General features: G+C 69.1%; 16 protein-coding genes. 10 read left to right on the top strand and 6 right to left on the bottom strand.

Annotated features, from left to right (window positions below):
• Positions 1 to 313 precede the first annotated feature (313 nt).
• From IR155_RS10720 to IR155_RS10760, 9 genes are all read left to right on the top strand, one after another.
• Positions 314 to 1,057, top strand: a complete 744-nt coding sequence (locus IR155_RS10720; RefSeq protein WP_135114826.1) for a TnsA-like heteromeric transposase endonuclease subunit — start codon at positions 314 to 316, stop codon at positions 1,055 to 1,057.
• Positions 1,054 to 2,793: a DDE-type integrase/transposase/recombinase gene (locus IR155_RS10725; protein WP_135114827.1), complete on the top strand. Its 1,740-nt coding sequence runs from the start codon at positions 1,054 to 1,056 to the stop codon at positions 2,791 to 2,793. The genes IR155_RS10720 and IR155_RS10725 overlap by 4 nt, the downstream gene beginning before the upstream one ends.
• On the top strand, positions 2,790 to 4,388 hold the full coding sequence (locus IR155_RS10730) for a helix-turn-helix transcriptional regulator (protein WP_135114828.1): 1,599 nt from the start codon (positions 2,790 to 2,792) through the stop codon (positions 4,386 to 4,388). Before IR155_RS10725 ends, IR155_RS10730 begins: the two co-directional genes overlap by 4 nt.
• Positions 4,385 to 5,941 carry a response regulator transcription factor gene (locus IR155_RS10735; RefSeq protein ID WP_135114829.1) on the top strand — a complete coding sequence of 519 codons (1,557 nt, stop codon included), beginning with the start codon at positions 4,385 to 4,387 and terminating at the stop codon, positions 5,939 to 5,941. Before IR155_RS10730 ends, IR155_RS10735 begins: the two co-directional genes overlap by 4 nt.
• Positions 5,942 to 6,051: 110 nt before the next feature.
• Positions 6,052 to 9,087, top strand: coding sequence for a CshA/CshB family fibrillar adhesin-related protein (locus IR155_RS10740; RefSeq protein WP_135114830.1), 3,036 nt, complete (start codon positions 6,052 to 6,054; stop codon positions 9,085 to 9,087).
• A gap of 37 nt (positions 9,088 to 9,124) precedes the next feature.
• Positions 9,125 to 10,690 (top strand): SpaH/EbpB family LPXTG-anchored major pilin, encoded by a 1,566-nt coding sequence (locus tag IR155_RS10745; protein WP_135114831.1) that lies wholly within the window; start codon positions 9,125 to 9,127, stop codon positions 10,688 to 10,690.
• A 108-nt stretch (positions 10,691 to 10,798) separates the two neighbouring features.
• Positions 10,799 to 11,770 (top strand): class C sortase, encoded by a 972-nt coding sequence (locus IR155_RS10750; RefSeq protein WP_135114832.1) that lies wholly within the window; start codon positions 10,799 to 10,801, stop codon positions 11,768 to 11,770.
• Positions 11,745 to 12,101, top strand: a complete 357-nt coding sequence (locus IR155_RS10755) for a hypothetical protein (protein ID WP_135114833.1) — start codon at positions 11,745 to 11,747, stop codon at positions 12,099 to 12,101. The genes IR155_RS10750 and IR155_RS10755 overlap by 26 nt, the downstream gene beginning before the upstream one ends.
• Entirely contained in the window at positions 12,098 to 12,661 is a 564-nt protein-coding gene (locus IR155_RS10760) for a hypothetical protein (protein WP_135114834.1), read from the top strand. The genes IR155_RS10755 and IR155_RS10760 overlap by 4 nt, the downstream gene beginning before the upstream one ends.
• 545 nt (positions 12,662 to 13,206) lie before the next feature.
• Here IR155_RS10760 and IR155_RS10765 read toward each other — a convergent pair.
• The 3 genes from IR155_RS10765 to IR155_RS10775 all read right to left on the bottom strand — a co-directional run bounded on the left by IR155_RS10765 (position 13,207) and on the right by IR155_RS10775 (position 15,669).
• A protein-coding gene (locus tag IR155_RS10765; protein WP_409366557.1) for an IS3 family transposase occupies positions 13,207 to 14,387 on the bottom strand; the annotation gives its coding sequence in 2 pieces (ribosomal slippage) (positions 13,207 to 14,118 and positions 14,121 to 14,387; 1,179 coding nt in all).
• Positions 14,388 to 14,929: 542 nt separating this feature from the next.
• Entirely contained in the window at positions 14,930 to 15,409 is a 480-nt protein-coding gene (locus IR155_RS10770) for a cytochrome C5 (RefSeq protein ID WP_135114835.1), read from the bottom strand.
• A gap of 56 nt (positions 15,410 to 15,465) precedes the next feature.
• On the bottom strand, positions 15,466 to 15,669 hold the full coding sequence (locus tag IR155_RS10775; RefSeq protein ID WP_135114836.1) for a hypothetical protein: 204 nt from the start codon (positions 15,667 to 15,669) through the stop codon (positions 15,466 to 15,468).
• A 109-nt stretch (positions 15,670 to 15,778) separates the two neighbouring features.
• Here IR155_RS10775 and IR155_RS10780 point away from each other — a divergent pair, with 109 nt between their 5' ends.
• Positions 15,779 to 16,618 carry a lipocalin/fatty acid-binding family protein gene (locus IR155_RS10780; protein WP_194210327.1) on the top strand — a complete coding sequence of 280 codons (840 nt, stop codon included), beginning with the start codon at positions 15,779 to 15,781 and terminating at the stop codon, positions 16,616 to 16,618.
• Between the two features lie 154 nt (positions 16,619 to 16,772).
• Here the strand turns inward: IR155_RS10780 and IR155_RS10785 are convergent, their stop codons facing one another.
• The 3 genes from IR155_RS10785 to IR155_RS10795 form a co-directional block, all read right to left on the bottom strand.
• Positions 16,773 to 17,504: a GntR family transcriptional regulator gene (locus IR155_RS10785; RefSeq protein ID WP_135114837.1), complete on the bottom strand. Its 732-nt coding sequence runs from the start codon at positions 17,502 to 17,504 to the stop codon at positions 16,773 to 16,775.
• A gap of 155 nt (positions 17,505 to 17,659) precedes the next feature.
• Positions 17,660 to 18,223 (bottom strand): DnaJ family domain-containing protein, encoded by a 564-nt coding sequence (locus tag IR155_RS10790; protein WP_135114838.1) that lies wholly within the window; start codon positions 18,221 to 18,223, stop codon positions 17,660 to 17,662.
• Positions 18,224 to 18,306: 83 nt separating this feature from the next.
• Positions 18,307 to 19,014: an NRDE family protein gene (locus IR155_RS10795; protein WP_135114839.1), complete on the bottom strand. Its 708-nt coding sequence runs from the start codon at positions 19,012 to 19,014 to the stop codon at positions 18,307 to 18,309.
• Positions 19,015 to 19,192: the final 178 nt, after the last annotated feature.

Here is a 19,192-nt window from a genome sequence, read left to right on the forward strand (position 1 = left end):
CGCTCGCGTGTCCGATCGTTTACTGACAACTTTCGTGAGACGGATCGACCCGTACGGCAGTCACCGCACTCGCGTAATCCCGCATGACGTCCGTCTCACATTCTGACAACTACCGTGAGAAGGGACATCACGAGAGTTGCAAGATTCTCACTCGACCTGCAAGGTGTCTCATCCGACCTGCCATATCTCACGAGAGTTGCTAGGTCCGCGGCGCGCCGTCGTCGTAGTCCGCGACAGCGGAGTAGCTTGCGCAGTAAGTCGGGAGCCGAGCCACCGGAGACCCTGCTGGTGACGCTCCGCGAGGAGGTCTGCGGTGACCAGGACGGCTGCGTGGCTCGACGCGATCGATCAAACGAACGCGCTGGATGCGACCCTTGAATATTCGAGGCGCGGGGTGCCGAGACACGTGACTCCGACGGAGATGGCCGACGCTCGTTTGGAAGAGGGCGACCCGGTACGCCATTTCGTGACCTGGCCGGGCAAGCGGAACTTCGAGGGGCGCCTGTGGCTCGCGTCGACGAGGCAGCACGTGCCGTTCGAGTCGTTCTGGGAGCGTGCGTTCCTCGCGAGCCTTGACCGCGCCGGCTCAGCGCGCGCGGTGGCCAGCCAACCATTGTGGATCCGCTGGCGGGACCCACGTCGCGCGCACGTGCCCGACTACTTCGTGCGCCGGGCGGACGGGCAGGCTGTGCTGGTCGACGTACGGCCCCGCGATCTGATCGAGCCGGAAGACGCAGTGAAGTTCGAGCTGACCAGGAGGCTGGCGTCCGCACTCGGGTGGGAATACCTCCTCTTCGACGCACTGCCCGGTGCGACACAAGCGAACCTGCGATTCCTGCTCCGCTACCGGGACCCCGCCTGGCTGGACGGGGTCGCCGAGGACAAGCTCCCCAAGGAGGGCGCGATGTCACTGGCAGAGTTCGCCCGGCTGTTGGGCGCGTCGACCCGATCAGGGATCGGCGCGGCATACGCGATGATCTGGGCTCGACGGGTGCATGTCGACCTCACGCGCCCACTGTCGATGGCCACGCGCATCCACTTCGGAGATGAGTCATGAACGTCCACCCGGGCGAGATGGTCCGGTGGCGCGGCAGCAGCCACCAGGTTGTCATCGTGGGCGCGACATTCGTCACCCTCCGCCCCGCGGATGGCGAGGACGACATCGAGGTCCTTACTGCCGACCTGCAACGCGATGCTGAGCCGGCGACCGTGCGATCCACGGCCCAGCTCGTCAACTTGAGAGCACTCGATGGTCTGAGCAAAGCTGACCGTCGAGTGGTCGACGTCTGGACGGACGCGCTCGATCAGCTCGACGACATGGTGGCTTCGGGCACCTCGAAGACGGACGCGTACGCGATGACCGCGGCGTACGTGAATACGAGGCTCGGCACCGCGTATTCAGCGTCTAAAGTGCAGCGGCAGCAGAAGGCTCTGCGCGAGCACGGGGTGCCCGGCCTGTTGGATCAGCGCCGGTTCGGGTTGGCGAAGCCGCGGCCGCGCGCCTACGACCCGCGGCTGATCGAGGCGCTCGTCACCGTCCTCGAGGGACAGACCTCGAAGGCCACTGGCACGATGAACCGCGCGATCTGGCTCACACAGTACGAGCTGGATCGCGTCCACGGGCCCGGTGTGGTCCCCATGCCGAGCCGGTCGACGATGTACCGAATCATGGAGGCACTCGAAGACGGGCGACACACCTTCGGTCGAGCACCCACCCGTCGGTCGACAGCCAATCAACCGCGACACACGCACGGCGCAGGCACCGGGATGCGGCCCGGGGAACGAGTGCTGATCGACACCACCCCGATGGAGATCCTCGTCGACTGCGACGGCGAGGCTGTCCGCCCTGACCTCACCATCCTCTTGGACGAGTCCAGCCGCTCCGTACTCGCCGCGGTCGTGACGGTGGGGACCCGCAGCATCGACCTCATCGTGATCCTCGCCCGCGCCCTGGTCCCGTACGCCAGCCGACCAGAAGGGGTGCGCGTGTACCGGCGCACCGTCGCCGAAGCGTGGGTCGGCGACGATGACCTTCTCGCACAACGGTTCGAAGACCACCGCGACGCGCAACCGTACATCTTCCCCGAATCGATCACCACGGATCATGGCGCCACCTACGTCTCCCGACACTTCGTCGACGCCTGCCAGACCCTGGGGATCTCGCTGAACCTCTCGGCCAGCTACACACCCACCCACAAGGCGAAGGTCGAGCGGATGTTCACCACGGTGAAGAACCTGTTCACCCAGTACGCGATCGGGTTCCTCGGTCAAAGCCCCGACATGCGGGGCGATGAGGTCATCCCCGTCGACCAGCTGCTCACCCTCGAGCAACTCCAGGAGCTTCTCGACGACTGGATCGCCGTCGCCGCGAGCCGTTTCACGCGCATCGTGCCGGTCGGCACGCAGCAGGCCCTCGGGTCCCTGTCGTTCGCGATCCATTTGAGCGCGGCGCTGATGCGTGTGGCGGTGCCGGGACTCGGTGACGCAGACCGTGCCGGCATCGTTGCGCACCTGCGTGCGGTGGCGGATGCTGGCGACATGGCAGGGTTCGCGGGCGCAGTGGCGCGCCTTCTGGAGGCGCTCCTGGACCTTGCCCCGGACGGATTCCCCGTCGTGCTACTCCGCGATGCACCGCTTGCGATCGATAGGAACCTTCGTCGCCTCCCCGGAGCCGTCGATGATCTCCTGAATCGTGACACCGCCGCGGACCTGATCGAAGCGGTGTTCGCGGGTGACGATGTTCGTGCGGAGAACGGGGTGCTGGCGTTGCTGCGGGCGGATCGTGCACTATGAGCGCGACACGACGCCCCGGCGCTTCTGACAGCGGTACCGAAGGCGACAGCAAGCGGGCGCGGATCACACGGGAGGTGTTCGCAGCCCTCGCGCGGGGAGACTGGGGCGGGGCGGCGGACCTCGTGGAGATGAACTGGGCGGCGCTCATCGTGCGTGACGTCTCCGTGATCGAGGTGGTCGCTGATGCCATGCCGGAGTCGGTGCGGACGGCGCGACCCGCGTGGGCCGTCGCACGCTCCTACGCGCGCCACCTCCGGCTGGATCCCGCGGTGCGTCCGCTCGTGTTCGCTGATTCCGCCCCCGATCCGCAACCGCATCATTCCCCTGCGGAGCGAGCCGTGCTGTGGACGAGTCGTGCCGCCGGCGCCCGCACGAGCGGCGACATCCTCGCCGCGATCCGCGCTGTGGAGCGTGCGAGAGAGGCCGCGGAACTCGTGGCACGCGAGGATACGGCGGCCGCGCAAGTGCTACCGACCGTGATGTTTCAGTGGATTCAGACCTACGTGCTCGCCGGTCGCTTCGACCAGGCGATGCCGCTGCTCTCGGAAACCTTCGAGCGCGCCGGCGAGGTCGGGAATGCGCGCGCCCAGTTCGATGTGGCCGGAGTGCTCGGCTGGGTGCATTCCCTCAGCGGTCTCGGACGCGTTGCTGACGACTGGCTGGGACAGCAGCGGCGAATCGGCGAGGAACACCCGGGCCTCATATCGCCGTACGTTCACGGGCAGCTGGGCCAGGCGGTGCGCGCATGGGACAGCGTCGACCTGGCAGCCGGGCTCAACCGGATCGAAGGGATCAGTCTCTCCGAGGCCGGGGAGATGTTGCCATTCGTCGCCGGATCCCGAACTCTCATCAAGGCCCGGACCGAACAGACGCCCCCGGTGGCGCTGCTGGGTGAATTCGACACGATCACCGCCGCGTACCCGGCGGCACTGCTCGACTCACCGTTCATCGCGGGCCACAACCGGCTCGTACGCTCGGACATCCTGCGGCTGGCGGGCGATTCGGCGGCGGTGGTGCGGATGTATGCCGACGAGGAGATCGCCGCCGGAACGTTCGATGCGACCGTCCTCGCTCACGCGTATCTCCTGCTCGATGTCCCACACCGCGCACGCGAATACGCACACCGCGCGATGGACGAGCCGAACACGTGGCCCTGCATTCAGCCGATCGGGCATGTGCTGCTCGCCGCGCTGGACCTTCGGGACGGCGCAACATCAGATGCCGCGGCGCATGTCGCCCAGGCGGCGGATATCGGGTTCGAACATGATTCGTTCATGTCGTTCGCGGTCCTCCCGCACGAGGACCTGCGCGGCATCGTCCCACTCGCCGGTGACCGACTCGCCGCTCGCATCGCGCCGATCATGGACAGCGGCCTGCGTCTGCCGCCCCCGCTTCAGAGGCGGGTCACCCTGACCCCGCAGGAGCAACGGGTCATCCACCGACTGGTGCGAGACCTGACCGAGCAGGAGCTGGCCGACGCTCTCGGCATCAGCCGCTCCACTGCACGCGGTCACCTGCAGTCGCTTTACCGGAAGTTCGACGTCAGCGATCGGACCGCGCTGCGGGCCGCCGCCCGTCGCGAGGGATACATGTGAGCGACGGACCGGACTGGGCGTCTGTTCCCGACATCGCGAGCATCACCGCCGACATCTTCCGAGCCCTATCGGAGGCCGACGCCGAGCACGCTCTGCTGCTCGTCGAGACACACTGGCGGGCGCTCGTGCAACACGCGCCGCACGCCGTCCGCGCCGTCACCGCCACCCTCGACCGTGATGACGCGAACCTGCCGCCGCGCTGGCGGACGCTCATCGCCAACACCCGACTGTTCCTCGCGGCACCATCGACCCATGTCGAAGCTCAGGACGACAGCGAACTCAGACGCCATCTGTCAGAACTCACCCATCTCGCGAGAGCGGCACGCGAAGCAGGTGACATCCCCGCCGCACAGATGCACGCGCAGCGAGCCTCAGCCGCATTCCGGCACCTGCCGCCGCCACAGCGCGAACGACTTGGACCAGATCTTCCGCGACACCTCCTGGAATGGGCTCGCATCGCGAGCATCGGCGACATCGGACGCGAGATGCGCGACCTGCTCTCCCTCGCGTACTCGTGGTCCATGTGGTTCGGCGACCATCACACCGCGGTGCTCGCCGCGAGCGAGCTGGCCGCCGCAGACGCACTCGCCGGCCGGACCATCACCGCCCAGTACTGGCGCGACCGGGCGATCACGCTGCACCGCGCCAACACCGGCGACAAGGAGCCGCCCGCATCGGTGAGATTCGCACTCGCGATCGCCGCCTCAGACAGATTCGACGCCACCGCGGCGCTGCAGCACATCCAGTCCAGCGCATCGGTGCCCGCGATCGACCACCCCCTTATGATCGAGGCCTTTCGCACCTTCTGGCGGCTCGAGCTCGCCCGACCGGCCGAGATTCCCGCGATCACCGCCGACATCCTCAACACCATGCGCGAGCACCCGCCGCTCGGAGTCCTCGGCCGCCACGTGAGCACCTTCCTCGCCGCACGTCTGGACCTCGCCCACGGCTACGGGAAACGCGCCATCCGGCGACTCGACCCCTGCGCGGACAGTGCGTTCCAGGCGTGGACCGCGACCTTCCGCGCATCGATCCACCTCCACCTCGGCGACCTCGCGCAAGCCGACCTCGATACCTCGACCAGCCCCGAACGCGCCCGGGAATGGCCGCGCGCCGAGATGGAACGACTCACCATTCGCGCAGCGATCCACCACCGCCGCGGCGAAACCGACCAGGCACGCGCCGCGATCACGAACGTCTTCGCCCTGCTTCGCTCGCACGACCTACCCCGCAGCCTCGGGATCATCCCGCGGCGCGATCTGCGCCAGCTCATCGAGCTCACCGGCGTCCAACCACCCGACGCAGTACGCGACCTGCTCCGTCCGGAACGCGCGGAGCAGGATGCCGACCCCCTCCACCTCACCGAACGTGAACACACCGTCGCGGTACTGGTCGCTGAAAACCCGACCGCGACGATCGCCGCGCTCGCCGAACGGATCGGCGTATCCCGCAACACCTTCAAAGCACAGCTCGCCGCCGTCTACCGCAAGGCGGGCACCTCATCGCGCACCGAGCTGGCGACCATCCTCCGACACGCGTCACTCCTCGGCTAGGCGGTATACACCTAAGGGGTGGGTTAGGCAAGCACTGAAACCGCTCAGTGGTGGGCAGCGCTCCGCATAGCCTCCAGTCGTCGGATCTCGACGCCTGGGGAGGGGTCGCAGTGGGAAACACTCGTGCGCGTTCGCACGCGCAGAAGCCAGCACATCGCGGTCGCCGACGCGGCCGCGCCCTGGCCGCGCTGCTGTCCGCGCTCCTGGTCGTGGTCGGTGTGGTCGCGGCTTCGCCCGCGTACGCGCGCTACGCCGAGGGCGGAGCCGGGCGCTTCCTGACATCGATCGACTGGATCGAATGGGGCACGTCGGGGCAGGTGATCAGCAACGGCGCCGTCGCGACCAGCACGCGCACCATCGACGGTCAGCAGCTCGTCACGCGCTGCACCATCTCGAACGTGTCCGGCGTGGTCACCGCCTACCGGTCGGGCAATTGGCGTGGCGACGGACTCGACGACCTGTACAACATCGGCGGTACCGGCACGAGCAACCAGCTCATCGCGGGCCTCTCCAACCGTGATAACGGCGCACAGGTGCGCTTCGACTTCTCCTGCGCGGCGACCCTCGCCGGGGTCGCGATCCCGCTCGCGGGCCTCGTGGTCGCCGACGCCGAGTCCAGCAACTTCGCCGACGGTCAGAACGAGTACATCACCGTGCGACCGCTCCAGACCACCGCCACGTGGCGGATCATCGACCGCTACCGCACGGCGGCCTGCACCACCTACACGAACGCCGAGCTTGCCACGACCCAGGCGCTTACGATGCGCCCGAGCGGCCGGGAATGCACGTACACGAACACCAGCTGGACCGGCCCGATCGGCGTCGGATTCATGCAGGGAGCCACCAGCGCCAACGTCATCGTGCAGGGCGCCGGCTACAGCGCTGTCGCGCTCGGCGTGGTCCTGTACTCCGACTTCGGTGACGCCCCCGCGTCGTACGGCACTGCCGGTGCGCTCTACGAGCCCGGCTGGACCGGCGGCGGGCTCGTGGCAGGAACCACCACGAACATCTTCGACAGCACCTTCGTCATGGGCTCGCAGACGCAGCCGCTCACTCGCCTCGGCGCGATCGTCGACCCCGACACCGCGCACCGTCCATCCGCCGGCGCGATCGGAGACGACTCCACCCAGCAATCCGACGAGGACGCAATACCGAAACCGGGAACGATCGCGGTCACCCCCGGCAACACGTACACCCAGTCAGGTGTCTCGTGCACCGGTCCCGGATGGGTGACCGGCTGGATCGACTGGAACCGAAACGGCACCTTCGACACAGGCGAGAAGTCCGACGCCCAGCAGTGCACCGGCACCTCGGTGGCGCTCACCTGGACTGTCCCCGCGGACGCCCGGGAATCGCGCGGCACCGACCTGACGTACATGCGGCTGCGGATCGCGGGCACCGCCCCCACATCTCCGACCGGCCTGACCACCTCCGGCGAGGTCGAGGACTACGCGCTGAATGTCACCCTGCCGCAGCTGGCGATCACCAAAACCTCCACCGCGACCGCCGACACCAAGGTGGGCGATGTCGTCACCTACACGGTCACGGCGCGTAACACCACCACCGTGCCGTACACCACGTCCTATCCTGCGCGGGTCGTCGACGACCTGACGAACGTGCTCGACGACGCGACCTACCGCAACGACGCCACTGCCAACAAGCCGGGCACGCTCAGCTACACCGCGCCGCGGCTGTCCTGGCAGGGTGCCCTGGCGGCCGGCGATTCCGTCCAGATCACGTACTCCACGGTGGTGAAGGCCGGAGGCAACGGCACGGTCCGGAACGTGGCCTGGGTTCCCTCCAGCTCCACGCCGGGCCCCACGCCCGCCTGCACGTCCGGCACCGGGACGGACACCGCGACCGGCCAGCCGTGCGCGACCACGCAGTACCTGCTGCCGAAGCTGCAGATCTCGAAAGACACGACCACCACACAGGTCACCAAGGACGGCCAGGAAGTCACCTACCGGGTCACGCTCACCAACCCCGGCCCGGGAAGCTTCACCACCGCCAGCCCCGCCTCGATGAGTGACGACCTCAGCGGCGTTCTGGACGACGCCGAATACGTCACCGCGAAGGCGTCGGCAGGTCCGGCCCCGGTGTTCGACGCGGCAGGCAAGAAGCTGACCTGGCAGGGGCCGCTCACCGCCGGCCAGTCCGTGACGATCGACTACACCGTGCGGTTCGTCGGCGGCGGGGACAACCTGCTGCACAACGTCGCCTGCATCCCGAAAGAGCTGCTCCCGGCAGGGACCACCGACGCGTGCGACACCGTCGACCTGCCCGCCGGCGAACTCACCGCGTGGAAGACCGTCGAGTCCGACACGACGCCCACCACCGCCGGGTCCGTGCTGACCTACACGCTCCACTTCGCCAACGGCGGGCGCGCACCCGTGGACGTGGACATGGTCGACGACCTCACCCATGTGCTCGACGACGCCGACGTCACCCGGGCGGCGCAGGCCAGCAGCACGGCGCTGACCGTCACCGGCCCGACGTCGAACCGCCTGGCGATCAAGGGAACCATCCCGGTCGGTGAGACCGTGACGGTCACCTACCAGGTCACCGTCAAAGCCGCTGACCGCGGCGACGACGTCGCGGCGAACTTCCTGCTGAAGCCCGGCGCCCCCACGCCGCCCAGCACGGAGTGCGTGCCGGAGGACCCGGACGCCCCCACCTGCACGGTCACGCCGATCGACCCGACCCCCGGATCGCTCACGTGGATGAAGGCCGTCGCTGGGACGGTCACCACCGACAACCCGGAGGGCAGCCTCGTCGGCGGGTCGGTGTGGGAGCTGACAGGCCCCGGATACCCGGCCGGCGCCCCGCTGGTGATCGACGACCCCGACCAGGACGGCCGATTCAGCGTCACCGGGCTCGCCGTCGGCGACTACACCCTCACCGAGGTGACCCCGCCGCCCGGCTACCGCATCACCGAAGCCAGCGAACCCATCACGGTCACCATCACCAAGACCGCGCTCCACATCGACCTCGGATCGATCGAGAACGCGCAGCGCACTCTCACACTGCCCATCGCCGGTGGGCCCGGCACCGCGCTCTACCTCGCCGGGGGCGGCCTCGTGATCACCCTCGCACTCCTGCTGTGGCTCGTGCCCCGCCTGCGCCGCCGCACCCTGACTCACTCCTGAGAACACCATCCACACACCGACAACGGGGAGGAAACCAATGTCCACGATCCACTCGCGAGGCGCCCTACGGCGCATCGCCTCGGGAGCCGCAGCCATCGCGCTCGGACTCACCGCCGCCATCGCCGCCACGGCCCCTGCCAGCGCCGCCACCGGCAACATCGACCCGGATGCGCCGGTCAGCCTCACGCTGCACAAGTACGTCCAGCCCGACAGCGGCGACCTCGGCCCGAACGACGGCACCGAGATCACCGACCCCGCCGGCACCCCGCTCGCCGGCGTCGAGTTCACGATCGTCCGGATCACGAACATCGACCTGCTCACCAACGAGGGCTGGGCGACACTCGACCCCGACGGCGTCGCGAACTCGGGCGACGAGCTCACCGCGGCCGACGTGCTCGCCGACCCGGCGACGTACACGCAGGGCACCGAGGTCGTCGGAGTCACCGACGCCAACGGTGTGATCGTGTGGGACGACGCTGTGCTCGACGGCGTCGGCGTCTACCTGGTGCAGGAGACCGACCCGGGCGCCAACTCCATCGTGCAGCCCGCGCTGCCGTTCCTGGTGACGCTGCCACTGGCCGACGGCGCCGGCCAGTGGAACTACGACCCGCACGTGTACCCGAAGAACGCGGTCCTTGACCAGCCGGTCAAGACCGCTGAGGACGGGACGGCGTTCGAGCTCGGCGACAGCGTCGACTGGCGCGTGTCCTCGGCGGTGCCGAACCTGCCGGAAGGCACCGACTACACCCAGTACGCCATCGGTGAGCGCTTCGACACCCGCCTCGACTACACCGGCGTGACCGTGTCCCTGGTCGACGGCACCACGACCGCGCTCGTCGAGGGCACCGACTACAAGGTGATCACCGCGACGGGTGCGAACGGCGAGGACATCGTCCGCGTCGACTTCCTGCAGGCCGGTCTCGACAAGCTCGACGCCGCGTCCTCGACCGCCACGGTCGAGACCGTGTTCACCACCACGGTGACGGCTGTCGGCGACGGCAACATCACCAACGTCGCCTACGTGTACGTCAACGACGACACCACCGGCAACCCGTCCAACGAGGCCGACACGCAGTGGGCGGACCTGTGGATCTACAAGTACGCCGAGGACTCGCCCGCCGTGGTCGAGAACGCCGACGGCACCGTGACGGTGCCCGCGGGCGCGAAGCTGCTCAGCGGCGCCGAGTTCGCGATCTACAACGTCGATCCCGCGGCCAATCCCGACGCGGCCCCGATCGAGACGATCGTGACCGACGCGGACGGTATCGCGAAGATCTCGCTGAAGGTCGGCACGTACTGGGTGAAGGAGACCAAGGCTCCCGCCGGGTACCAGCTCGACGAGACCGTCCGCGAGGTCACCCTCGTCGACGGGCAGGCCGTCGAGCGTACTGACGCGAACGACACGACCGGTCAGCTGGAGATCGCCAAGGCGAACGAGCAGGTTCCCGCCTACATGCTGCCCCTCACCGGAGGCAACGGCACGCTGCTGTTCACCCTCGGCGGCATCGGCATGGTCGTCATCGCCGCCGGTGCGCTGCTGATCATCAACCGTCGCCGCCGCGCGGTGGCGACGGCCATGACTCAGGAGACCGTGCTCTCCTGACCCCCCGGTGCCCGCGCCCTCGCAAGCGGGCACCACCTCCCCACAGGGCCCGTGTCGTCGATTCGGGGGAACCGACGACACGGGCCCACCTCTGCCCAGGAGGTCACCATGACGCAGGTAGTCGCATCCCCTGCCGCCAATGCGGTGAAGGTCCGACACGTCACCCAAGACGGCACGGCCGCTGAGACCAAAGCGTGGCGACGCCAGCAGGCGGCGCTCGCGACCATCGCATTGGCCGGCATCGGGCTTCTCCTCTACCCCGGCGCGGCAGCCTGGTTCTCCGATGTCACGGCACACGGGCAGGTGACGGCGCAGAGCGCCCGCATCGCCGAACTCGACCCCGACGCGACCGCGGCGGCCCTCGAAGCCGCCGAGGAATACAACGCGACCTCCGCGCGCGGACTGATCATCGACCCGTTCAGCAACACCCCCGGAGCGGGCGACGTCCCGCTAGATGACGCCGCGACCGACTACCTCGGGCAACTCTCCCTCGACCCGGCCGGGATCATTTCCCGCATCACCATCCCCGCGATCGATGCCGACCTGCCCGTCTACCACGGCTCCACCGACGAAACCTTGAAGAGGGGCATCGGGCACCTCTACGGATCCTCACTGCCCGTCGGCGGCCCCGGCACGCACGCCATCCTCACCGGCCACTCAGGCCTTCCCGAGGCGCGCTTCTTCACCGATCTCGCCAGCCTGCGGCCCGGCGACCTCATCCGCGTCACCACCCTCGGACGCGACCTCTACTACGAAGTCACCGGCAGCGACACCGTCGACCCGACCGACATCGCGAACCTCCACATCGTCCCCGGCCAGGACCTCCTCACGCTCGTCACCTGCACCCCGATCGGCATCAACACCCACAGGCTCACCGTCCACGCCACCCGCGTCGACCCGCCCGCGGACGAGGTCCGCGCACTCGAACAAACCGGCACCCCGTTCCCCTGGTGGATGATCGGCGCCGGCGCCGCACTGACCGGCTGGACCCTCGCCCTGATCCTCATCCACCGACACCGCCCGAACAACACCGCCACAACGTGCCCAGCCATCCATGACCGCCGAAATCATCTCCGATAAGCCTGACGCGCAACCGCGTCCCGCCCGGTACCGCATCCCGCGACGGCTCCCGCGCCCCTCCAGCGGCGTCGACGTGCTCGCCGCGGTCCTCGCGTTGCTCGGAATCCGTCTGCTGCTGCTCGGCGGGGCCGGGCTGCTGCCGGCAGTGCTCGCCATCACCGTGAGCCTGTACGGTCGCAACCTCCCGTCGGTTGACCCGAAGACGCTCCGCGCGACGGCCGCCGTCGCCACCGTCATCGCCATCGCCAATGTCGTCGTGATCGTCTGGCAGCTCGCCCAGGCCGCGCGCTGGGTCGACGCGCTGTTCGCCGCCGTCGGGACCCGCGCATGACCGCCGCACCGCCATCGCGAACCCGCCGAGAAGCCCGTGCCCGACGCCGAGTTCGACGCCTCATCACCGTTGCCCTGATCGCGGCGCTCGTCACCGGCCTCGCCATCGGGATCAGCGCATGGCTCTGGCCCGACCAGGTCGGAGAGGCGTATGGCGACGCCCAAATCGCCATCGGTCGATGGCGCATCGCCGCGATCGGCGAGGTCCCCCACGCCGTCCTGGGCGCATCCGGCACCGAGCAGGAACTCGACCGCTGTGACGGCACATTCACCGAGATGCTCCCCTACGAACGCGACGACGTGCCACCAGTCTGGGCCGCCCACAACAACTGCGGCGGCGACGTCATCCTCCCCCTTGAGATCGGCGACCAGATCGACCTCGAACGGGACGGCGAGACAACCCACTACCGCGTCATCGACATCCGTCACACACCCAAGGTCTGGGCCACAACCGAAGGCCTCATCGGCATCGCCGGCGACCTCGCCCTGCAATCCTGCTTCTACGGCGACCGCACCGCCCCAATGAAGTTCGTCGGGCTCGAACTCATCGAAGCGTCCTGATTGCGCGACCGTTCTCGTAGATTCAGCGAGGTGTGAGATCGCTCCTTGTTGAGAGCGTCGCACAGCAGACACCGCGGTGCTGCCTCCCGCCCGTGGTGCGTTCTTCACGGCCGAGCGCGATCGTCGAGTCGGCACTTCGTGGGCGACGCATGACAGGTGAAGCGCCCTGGCTTCGGCGGAGGCTCCGGCCCAGAGGGGATCAGATGCCGGAAGGCGAGCACCTCGACCCTTCGTGCGAGGCGTGAAGCTCCACGCGCGTGTCCGCGAGAATCCTTACTTGGCTCTCTACGTGCACTCGTGCCCGCGATGACCGCCGGCGGCGGCGCGATGGAGCAAGCCTCGGCATCCAAGCTGCTGTCGGCTGCCGTGCTCGAGGCCGCGAAGTTCAATGAGGGGGCGGTCCAGCGTGCCAACCATCGGTCGCCCCGCGGGGAGTCGACGCTTGGGCGTGCATTCGCGCGACGCCGTCCTGCAGGCTGAGTACGCAGTCCTACGTGCGGCCGACCACGCCCGGGCGTGAGGAACGAACTGGTGACAGGTGTGGTTTAGGCCGCGAGGGTGAGCGGCTCGGCCAGCTTGGACTCGAACTCGATGGGGGTCAAGCCGCCGAGGGAGTCCTGGGCTCGTTGCCGGTGATACTTCCGCTCGATCCAGACGACGATGGCGAGCCGCAGATCCTGCCGGGTGGTCCACCGCTGCTGGTTGAGGACGTTGGTCTGCAGGAGCGACCAGAAGCTCTCCATAGCTGCGTTGTCGCCCGCGGCGCCGACTCGGCCCATCGAACCGACCATGTCGTGCCGGCGCAGTTCCCGGGCCATGGCGCGGCTTCGAAACTGGCTGCCCCTGTGGGCATGCAAGATGCATCCGGCGACATCGCCGCGGCGGGCGACGGCGTTGCGGAGTGCGTCGACCGCGAGCTTCGAGGTCATCCGGTCGCTGATCGAGTACCCCACGATCCGGTTTGAGAAGACGTCTTTGATCGCGCAGCAGTAAAGCTTGCCTTCGGTCGTCGTGCGGTGCTCGGTGATGTCGGTGAGCCAGACCCGGTTCGGGGCATCGGCCCGGAAGACGCGTTGCACGTGGTCGTCGAACACGGGTGGGCCGGCCTTCTTGCCCTTCCCGCGCCGGCGGCGTTGCGCGGAGGAGAGGATCCCAGCCTGCGAGCACAGCTTCCACGCCGTCCGGCGACTCATCCGCCACCCTGCGCGGCGTGCTTCGTCAGCGAGGTATCGGTAACCGAACGTCGGGTCGTCCTCATGCGCGTCGTGGAGGGCGTTGATCCGATACGCGCGGAGGACGTCCGCGTCGCGGATCGGGTCATTGCGCCACCGGTAGTAGGGCTGTCTTGCGAGCTTCAGGACCCGGCACGACACCGTGACGGGGATCCCCGCCTCGGCGAGCTCGGCAACGAGCGGGTACGTCATTTTGGGGAGCCACCCAGTTTCAGGTTCGCCTGCGACAGATATGCCGCTGCCTTCCTGAGGACTTCGTTCTCCTGCTCGAGGAGACGGTTACGGCGGCGCAGCTCTCGCATCTCGGCGGCCTCGTCTGCCGTCTGACCGGGACGCTTGCCTTCCTCGACATCTGCTTGGCGGAGCCAGTTCTGCAGCGTCGCCTCGCTGACTCCGAAGTCAGTGGCGATCTGCTTGATGGTGACGCCGCTCTCACGGCGGCGGGCGACCGCGACGACGTCTTCGCGGAACTCTCTCGGATAGGGACCGGGCATGATGACATCCTTCCCGCCAGCGCCTCCCGGCACTAACGATCAGTTGTCACCGATCCGTTCCTCACGCCCGTACCCTTTTAGCTGATGTTCCACACAGCTGACGTCTACTGGTCCGCCGCGCAGATCCTTTTCTGGGGTGGCATCGTTCTACTCGTCGCCCGACTGGCCTGCCGAGCTCGGAACCGCTAGGCGCCATAGCCACGCAGGGCTCCTGCTCCCATGGGTACGCGGGATCCGCGTTGCATGATGAGCGTTCTGACCTCAAGCCGATCACTGGATCGCCCGCCCCACTTGCGGACGCCTGGAACGAAGCTGCCCGACGCTGATGCCAACGGGGCGGGACGCCCGGGGCGCTGCTCGCGGCGTATGGGCCCGGACGATGTCAACTCCCTCATCAACGGACCCACGCAACTCGTCGCAACTCTGGTGAGACGAAGCGAGTGACTCGGGCCGACTCGGTGCCGCGAGTCTTCGGTCTCAGTTCGTGACAACTCCCGTGAGAACGGACAATCCGGCGGGCCTCCAGGGAGCCTCGCGGCCGGTTACTCGTCCTGGTCGTCGCCGTCCACGACCTCGACGTTCTCGAGCTCGAGGTCCTCGCCGAGCTGCACAAGAACGCGGGCGGTGGGGAACTGCTTCTCGGCCCTGAAGGACAGCAGCGACGCGTCCGCGAACACGACGACCGAGACGATCTCGAGGTCGTCGCGCAGGTCGACGTCCTCGACGAGCTCCTCCTCGTCGTCCTCGACGACGGCATCCTCGATCTCGGCCGCGACCTCCTCGATCAGCGCCGTCCAGCGCGTGGCGCTGATCTCCAGCAGCTGGGTCGTCGCGGCGGCGAGCGGTTCGGGATCCGGATCGGGCACGTCCTCGAGCTCCGGATCGATCGTCACGGTGACGACGGCATCCGGACCCACGAGCCGGGCCCGGCCGTGAACCATGTCGTCCTCGATCACGGGATCGTCGACCAATCCGCTGTCGGAGATCCGGGCGAGAAGGGTTTCCAGGAGAGCGTCGGTCACGCCGACATTCTGCCCGCTGGAGCCCCGAACTCCTAGGGCCCCCTGCGGAGATCGGATCAGACTCCCTGCTGCGGCGGTTTCGCCAGTCCGTGGCGTCCGGGCTCATCCGGCTCCGCGGCGGTGTCGGGTGAGACGGGAGAACCGCCGCTCGGCCTCTCGGCACCGGGATAGGCGGGCTGCTCCGTCTCGATCCCCTCCTCGCGCTCGTCCTCGGGCGGCAGGTGGTCCAGGGGCTTCTTTGCGTCGTTGCGATTGCTCATGTCCCCCAGGCTCCGACATCCGAGGGTCCCCGGGGAGGGGGTTGCGACGGTGCCCGCCTCGTGTTCCGGATGCCTGCCCCGGCTCGCCGACCCCGGGCATGATGGTCGGGTGAGACGTCGCACAGGTGAGGAGACTCGGCAGCTGCTGCTGTCGATCGGTCTCGACATGCTGTTCGAACGGGGAGCGGCAATCGGTGTGGAGCACATCCGCCTGCAGGAGGTGCTGCGCCGCGCGGGGCTCACCACGGGCGCCGCGTACCGGCTGTGGGCCGACCAGACCGAGTACCAGCACGATCTCGCGCTCGCGATGCTCCGGCTGCGGTTCGCCGATCCGATCGAGAACGCGACCGCGGCGGTCGAGCAGCTGATGGAGGACGGCGCCGACGTGGACACGATCATCCGCGCCGCCTCGGGGACGCACGCGCTCGACTCGGAGCGGCGCGGCGAGGGGCGCGGCAGTCGCGACACCGAGGCGTTCCTGCTCGCGCTCGCGCTGCGGGCCTCCGGGGCCACGACCCCCGAGCTGCGCGCGGCGAGTCGCGAGCGGCATGAGGAGTCGGTCGAGGGCTTCAGTCGCTTCTATGAGCGGCTGATGAAGGCCTACGGCTACCGGATGAAGACGCCGTACACGGTGCGCGACTTCACCGAGGCGATGGCGGCGCTGGGGGAGGGCTTCGCGATCCATGCGCTCGAGGGGATCGAGCATCCCCGCCTCGACATCGCGGTGGACGACGAGGCGCCGACCGGCCGCTGGAGCCTGTTCGGCCTCGCGGTGCGGGCCCTCGCCGCCCGATTTATGACGCGCGATGTGCCGACCACGTCCGACGAGTCGCCGGAGGCGACGGCCGCGGACGACTCGAACGCGGAAACACCGGCGGCCCCGAGGTCTGGCGCCGATGACGCGGACTCCCGGGGCCGCAGGGCCCCCCTCCGGTCCCCCTCGCGCTGAGCGGAGCGAGCCGCGATCAGGCGAGGACGGTGTCGAGCCCGCAGAGCAGGCTCCGAACCATCCTGGACGAATTCTTGGAGCCAGGCCAAGAAAGATAAGTTGTTTCTCCTCGCGCACGGATCCGCCGGGGGAGCGGATTCACCGGGCGGGCGGATCAGCCGACCAGGCGGTCGTGGAGCCGGTGCTGGCGGGCGACCGCGGCGACCGCGGACGCCGCGTCACCGCGCTCCAGCGCATCGCGAAGCTCGTCCAGCGTCTCCCGCACGTCCCGGCGATGCTCGTCGTCCTCGGCGAGGTGCGCGAGGTTCCGCTGGATCGCGATCTCGATGTCGGCGAGCATCGCGATCATGAAGCCGTTGCTGGTGAGGCGAGCGAACTCCCGGTAGAGCGGCCGCGTCGCGACGACGGCCGGGCCGCCGGAGATGACCGCCTTGGTCGCGCCCCGGATGATCCGGGTGAGCTCGCGGCGATCGCCCGGGGTCAGCAACGGCATCGCGAGCGCCACGATCGACGTCGCAAGCCCGCCGGCGAACTCGAGCGTCTCCCGAGCGAGCCGCGGCGTCACGCGGGAGACGCGGGTGTACCGACTGGCGGAGACCTCGATCACGCCGATGCGGGCGAGCCGCTGCAGCGCCTCGCGCACGGGCATGCGCGACACCTCGAGCCGCTTCGCGAGTTCGCCGTCCCGGATCATGGATCCCGGCGCGAGCGTCCCGTCGAGGATCGCGTCCCTCACGCGCTCGAAGACGGCATCGGACAGGCGGGCGGGCCCGCCGTCCCCGGAGGAATCGAGTGCCTCCAGGAGAAGGCCACCTCGAGCACCGCCGCTCGGCGCTGCCGCCCGCTCGCGCTCATCCTGCGCATCTGACTCCGGAAGAACCGGCATCTCTCACCCCACGTAGACAAGTCCGGTCGCGACGGCAGCTCGGCGACGAGCATTGCGGCGAACGGATTCCACCCGGGGGAGGGCACGGCGAGTATATCCGAACCGCGTTTCGCGGCGGGGAACAGGACGTCGCTCGCGCCGCCCCGGGCCCGCGGTCAGCGCGCGCGGCGGCGCCAGAACCGCCGCGGTGGGCGCTCGGCGACCTCGCGCTCGGCGGCCTGCCGCGCCGCCTCGCGCCGCTGCTCGCGACGCTCCGCCCAGGCGGCGATCTCGGCCTCGACGTCGCGCGTCGGGGTGACGACCGGGGGCCCGCCGAGCAGCTGCAGCCGCGCGTGCCGGACGCGGGCGTTGAAGTCCTCGAGCGCGTCGCGCACATCCTGCTCGCGGGTCAGGCGGTCGAGCCGCTCCTCGAGCTCCGCGCTCTCGACCCGCAGCGCCAGGGCGGGCGGTCCGAGCCCGCGCAGGTTCTCGGTCTCGATCTTGCGGCGGATCCACCAGTCGGGATCGTGGCTCTCGCCGAGCCCGGCGAGCGGCTTTCCCGCGCCGGGCAGGTTCTCGAACTCGCCGCGGCGGATCGCATGCTGGATCGCCTGCTCGACGACCGCGGCTCGCTCCTCGGGCGTCGACCACGTGCCGCTCTGCTGCTCGTCCTCGGCGGCATCCGGTCCGTTGTCGCGCGCGATCCGATAGCGGGCGGCCTCATGCCGGGGATCGCTCATCGCACCTCCCGGAAGAACTCGGTCCTTCAAGGCTATGCCCGCGTGCGGGAACGAGCGCCGACCGCGACCTCCACCGCACAGGGTCAGTCGAAGCTGAGCGGATTCCACTCGCCGGGGCGCTCGAGCTGCGCGTAGCGCACGTCCGACGATTCAGGGCCGATCTCGGCGACGCACGCGAGCAGCGACACCGTCGGGTAGCCGTGGGCGTGATTGTCGCGGATGATCGCGCGATCGTCCGCGGGATCGAGGGCCGCGCTCTCGGCAAGCACCCGCAGCCAGGGCTCCCACCACTCGTCGCCCTCGGCGCCGGCCTCCTCGAAGCGGCGGTGCCACGCGGCGATGCGCGGAGTCTCGAGGTCGTCGACGTCGTCGTGCGCGAGCATGTGCGTGCCGGGGCTCAGCACCTGGTGGCGCAGCTCGACGCCGTCCCACGACGTCACCGCGACGTCGCGCCCGTCGACCTCGACGAGGTTGAAGCCGAGGGTCCGTGGCGTCCCCGACGGTGATGCGCCGCCGACCGAGGCGAGCACGATCCCGCCGCGCGACTCCAGCTCCTCCGGACGCACGCCCTCCGGATGCCCCGCCCGGTTCAGCAGCACGGCGAGCCGCGGTCCCTGCGCCGCGAGCCACGCACCGCCGGCGAGCCGATCCTGCACCCCGGTGAGCCCCGGCCGATCGGGCCACCACTCGCCGAGCGGATTCCACGGCCGCTGCGGATCCTCATCCCGCACCGCCAGCAGGCGCACCGGATCGGCGGAGGACACGGGGACGCGAACGATCACGGTGCACATTCTTTTCTGAGTCTCGCACGCTCGGGGCCGCAAGCGGCGCCCTCGCGAGCGAGGCGTCGTCGCTTCGCTCCGCCGCGGCAGCGCTTCGCGCTGCGGGGCCGCTCCGCGGCACGCTCGCTTCGCTCGCACGAGCTGCTGGCCGTCGAGTTGGTCGTCGAGCACATGGGCCCCGGCACTG

Source organism: Microbacterium paludicola, assembly GCF_015235415.1.
GTDB classification, from domain to species: Bacteria; Actinomycetota; Actinomycetes; order Actinomycetales; family Microbacteriaceae; genus Microbacterium; species Microbacterium paludicola.

Coding starts and splice junctions, on each gene's coding strand:
- IR155_RS10725 (WP_135114827.1), top strand. CDS start 1,054: ATGAACGTCCACCCGGGCGAGATGGTCCGGTGGCGCGGCAGCAGCCAC.
- IR155_RS10730 (WP_135114828.1), top strand. CDS start 2,790: ATGAGCGCGACACGACGCCCCGGCGCTTCTGACAGCGGTACCGAAGGC.
- IR155_RS10745 (WP_135114831.1), top strand. CDS start 9,125: ATGTCCACGATCCACTCGCGAGGCGCCCTACGGCGCATCGCCTCGGGA.
- IR155_RS10750 (WP_135114832.1), top strand. CDS start 10,799: ATGACGCAGGTAGTCGCATCCCCTGCCGCCAATGCGGTGAAGGTCCGA.
- IR155_RS10755 (WP_135114833.1), top strand. CDS start 11,745: ATGACCGCCGAAATCATCTCCGATAAGCCTGACGCGCAACCGCGTCCC.
- IR155_RS10760 (WP_135114834.1), top strand. CDS start 12,098: ATGACCGCCGCACCGCCATCGCGAACCCGCCGAGAAGCCCGTGCCCGA.
- IR155_RS10775 (WP_135114836.1), bottom strand. CDS start 15,669: ATGAGCAATCGCAACGACGCAAAGAAGCCCCTGGACCACCTGCCGCCC.
- IR155_RS10785 (WP_135114837.1), bottom strand. CDS start 17,504: ATGCCGGTTCTTCCGGAGTCAGATGCGCAGGATGAGCGCGAGCGGGCG.
- IR155_RS10790 (WP_135114838.1), bottom strand. CDS start 18,223: ATGAGCGATCCCCGGCATGAGGCCGCCCGCTATCGGATCGCGCGCGAC.
- IR155_RS10795 (WP_135114839.1), bottom strand. CDS start 19,014: ATGTGCACCGTGATCGTTCGCGTCCCCGTGTCCTCCGCCGATCCGGTG.